Below are 3,555 nucleotides of genomic sequence, written 5' to 3' on the forward strand. Positions count from 1 at the left end.
GCGTTCTACACGAAGACCGGCGTGGGCACCCTCGTCGCCGAAGGCAAGCCGCTGGCGGAGTTCGACGGCGAGACCTATGTCCAGGAACGCGCCATCAAGGCCGACGTCGCCCTGGTTCACGCCCACACGGCCGACACCGACGGCAACCTGATCTACCGGTACACCGCGCAGAACTTCAACCCCGTGGTCGCCACGGCCGGCGCCGTGACCGTCGCCGAGGCCGAAGTGATCGTCGAGCCCGGCCAGCTGGACCCGAACCACATCATCACCCCCGGCGTGTTCGTCCAGCGCCTGGTCCAGGCCAGCGGCCGCGTCAAGGACATCGAACAGCGCACCGTCCGCCCGCGGCCCGCAGCGGAAACAGAGCCGGCGCAGGCCGCCTCCGCCGTCACCGTCTAATCCGGCCCGAGCGCCGCCCGCCCCGGGCGCGCCGGCATTGGCGCCCCACCCCCTGCACCCTGACTTTCCAAGGAGAACCACCATGGCCTGGACCCGAGATGAAATGGCCGCAATCGCGGCCGAAGAACTGAACGACGGCGACTACGTCAACCTTGGCATCGGCATCCCCACGCTGGTGGCCAACAACCTGCCCGTCGGCGTCCGCGTTGTCCTGCAGAGCGAGAACGGCCTCCTCGGCATGGGCCCGTTCCCCTTCGAGGGCGAGGAAGACGCGGACCTGATCAACGCCGGCAAGCAGACCGTCACGGTTCTGCCCGGCGGCAGCATCTTCGACTCCGCGACGTCCTTCGGCATGATCCGCGGCGGTCACGTGAAGGTCGCGATCCTGGGCGCCATGCAGGTCTCCGGGAACGGAGACCTCGCCAACTGGACCATCCCCGGCAAGATGGTCAAGGGCATGGGCGGTGCCATGGACCTCGTGGCCGGCACCCCGCGTGTCGTGGTCCTCACCGAGCACAACGCCAAGGACGGCACCGCCAAGATCGTCAAGGAATGCACGCTGCCCCTCACCGGGCTCAGCTGCGTGGACCGCATCATCAGCGACCTCGCGGTCTTCGACCTTGTGAAGAATGAGCACAAAGCAGACGGCGGGCGGAAGCTCACGCTCACGCGCCTCGCGCCGGGCGTCACCGTGGAGGAAATCCGCGAAAAAACCGAAGCCGACTTCGATGTCGCGCTCGAATTTGAAGGAGCGCGGCGTTCTACACGAAGACCGGCGTGGGCACCCTCGTCGCCGAAGGCAAGCCGCTGGCGGAGTTCGACGGCGAGACCTATGTCCAGGAACGCGCCATCAAGGCCGACGTCGCCCTGGTTCACGCCCACACGGCCGACACCGACGGCAACCTGATCTACCGGTACACCGCGCAGAACTTCAACCCCGTGGTCGCCACGGCCGGCGCCGTGACCGTCGCCGAGGCCGAAGTGATCGTCGAGCCCGGCCAGCTGGACCCGAACCACATCATCACCCCCGGCGTGTTCGTCCAGCGCCTGGTCCAGGCCAGCGGCCGCGTCAAGGACATCGAACAGCGCACCGTCCGCCCGCGGCCCGCAGCGGAAACAGAGCCGGCGCAGGCCGCCTCCGCCGTCACCGTCTAATCCGGCCCGAGCGCCGCCCGCCCCGGGCGCGCCGGCATTGGCGCCCCACCCCCTGCACCCTGACTTTCCAAGGAGAACCACCATGGCCTGGACCCGAGATGAAATGGCCGCAATCGCGGCCGAAGAACTGAACGACGGCGACTACGTCAACCTTGGCATCGGCATCCCCACGCTGGTGGCCAACAACCTGCCCGTCGGCGTCCGCGTTGTCCTGCAGAGCGAGAACGGCCTCCTCGGCATGGGCCCGTTCCCCTTCGAGGGCGAGGAAGACGCGGACCTGATCAACGCCGGCAAGCAGACCGTCACGGTTCTGCCCGGCGGCAGCATCTTCGACTCCGCGACGTCCTTCGGCATGATCCGCGGCGGTCACGTGAAGGTCGCGATCCTGGGCGCCATGCAGGTCTCCGGGAACGGAGACCTCGCCAACTGGACCATCCCCGGCAAGATGGTCAAGGGCATGGGCGGTGCCATGGACCTCGTGGCCGGCACCCCGCGTGTCGTGGTCCTCACCGAGCACAACGCCAAGGACGGCACCGCCAAGATCGTCAAGGAATGCACGCTGCCCCTCACCGGGCTCAGCTGCGTGGACCGCATCATCAGCGACCTCGCGGTCTTCGACCTTGTGAAGAATGAGCACAAAGCAGACGGCGGGCGGAAGCTCACGCTCACGCGCCTCGCGCCGGGCGTCACCGTGGAGGAAATCCGCGAAAAAACCGAAGCCGACTTCGATGTCGCGCTCGAATTTGAAGGAGCGNAGCCGGTTCGGCAAGCTGAGCGACGAAACCCTGGAGTCCCTGATCGTGCAGGTCGCCACCGAGGCGATCGGCAACGCCGGGATCGAGCCCGGCCAGATCGATGAGATTTACCTCGGCCAGTTCAACTCCGGCATGATGCCGCTGGCCTTCCCGTCCTCCCTCGCATTGCAGGTCTCGGATCAGCTGGCCAACGTTCCCTCCACCAGGGTGGAGAACGCCTGCGCCTCCGGTTCGGCCGCGTTCCAGCAGGGCACCAAGTCATTGCTGGCCGGTACCGCGAAGACCGTCCTGGTGATCGGCGCCGAAAAGATGACCCAGGCCGGGGCCGACGTCGTGGGCGCGGCCCTGCTCGGCGCGGACTACGACATGGCCGGCAAGGCCTCCACCACCGGGTTCACCGGGCTCTTCGCGGAGGTCGCGAAGCACTACGGCAAGCGCTACGGCGACAGCAACGGAAAACTCGGCGACGTCCTGGGCACCATCGCGGCGAAGAACCACCGCAACGGCGTCGACAACCCCTACGCCCAGCTCCGCAAGGACCTCGGCGAGGACTTCTGCCGCACCGTCTCGGACAAGAACCCGATGGTGGCCGACCCGCTGCGCCGCACCGACTGCGGGGCCACAGCCGGTTCGGCAAGCTGAGCGACGAAACCCTGGAGTCCCTGATCGTGCAGGTCGCCACCGAGGCGATCGGCAACGCCGGGATCGAGCCCGGCCAGATCGATGAGATTTACCTCGGCCAGTTCAACTCCGGCATGATGCCGCTGGCCTTCCCGTCCTCCCTCGCATTGCAGGTCTCGGATCAGCTGGCCAACGTTCCCTCCACCAGGGTGGAGAACGCCTGCGCCTCCGGTTCGGCCGCGTTCCAGCAGGGCACCAAGTCATTGCTGGCCGGTACCGCGAAGACCGTCCTGGTGATCGGCGCCGAAAAGATGACCCAGGCCGGGGCCGACGTCGTGGGCGCGGCCCTGCTCGGCGCGGACTACGACATGGCCGGCAAGGCCTCCACCACCGGGTTCACCGGGCTCTTCGCGGAGGTCGCGAAGCACTACGGCAAGCGCTACGGCGACAGCAACGGAAAACTCGGCGACGTCCTGGGCACCATCGCGGCGAAGAACCACCGCAACGGCGTCGACAACCCCTACGCCCAGCTCCGCAAGGACCTCGGCGAGGACTTCTGCCGCACCGTCTCGGACAAGAACCCGATGGTGGCCGACCCGCTGCGCCGCACCGACTGCTCCCCCGT

At 67.6% G+C, this 3,555-nt stretch carries 2 protein-coding genes and 4 pseudogenes; all 6 read left to right on the forward strand.

Going from position 1 to position 3,555, the window contains the following annotated elements:
* The coding region (locus tag Y706_RS29375; RefSeq protein ID WP_043436310.1) for a CoA transferase subunit A at positions 1-399 on the forward strand (399 nt) is incomplete at its 5' end.
* 82 nt (positions 400-481) lie between these two features.
* Positions 482-1,138: pseudogene (locus tag Y706_RS25925) on the forward strand (CoA transferase subunit B); the annotation flags it as partial.
* A gap of 17 nt (positions 1,139-1,155) precedes the next feature.
* Positions 1,156-1,554: pseudogene (locus tag Y706_RS25930) on the forward strand (3-oxoacid CoA-transferase subunit A); the annotation flags it as partial.
* Positions 1,555-1,636: 82 nt separating this feature from the next.
* Positions 1,637-2,413: a CoA transferase subunit B gene (locus Y706_RS25935; RefSeq protein WP_275450887.1), complete on the forward strand. Its 777-nt coding sequence runs from the start codon at positions 1,637-1,639 to the stop codon at positions 2,411-2,413.
* Positions 2,298-2,924: pseudogene (locus Y706_RS25940) on the forward strand (thiolase domain-containing protein); the annotation flags it as partial. The gene Y706_RS25935 and the pseudogene Y706_RS25940, both read left to right, overlap by 116 nt.
* 53 nt (positions 2,925-2,977) lie before the next feature.
* Positions 2,978-3,555 (forward strand): annotated as a pseudogene (locus Y706_RS25945) (thiolase domain-containing protein); the annotation flags it as partial.

Source organism: Arthrobacter sp. I3 (assembly GCF_000520575.1).
Classification (GTDB): Bacteria; Actinomycetota; Actinomycetes; order Actinomycetales; family Micrococcaceae; genus Arthrobacter; species Arthrobacter humicola_A.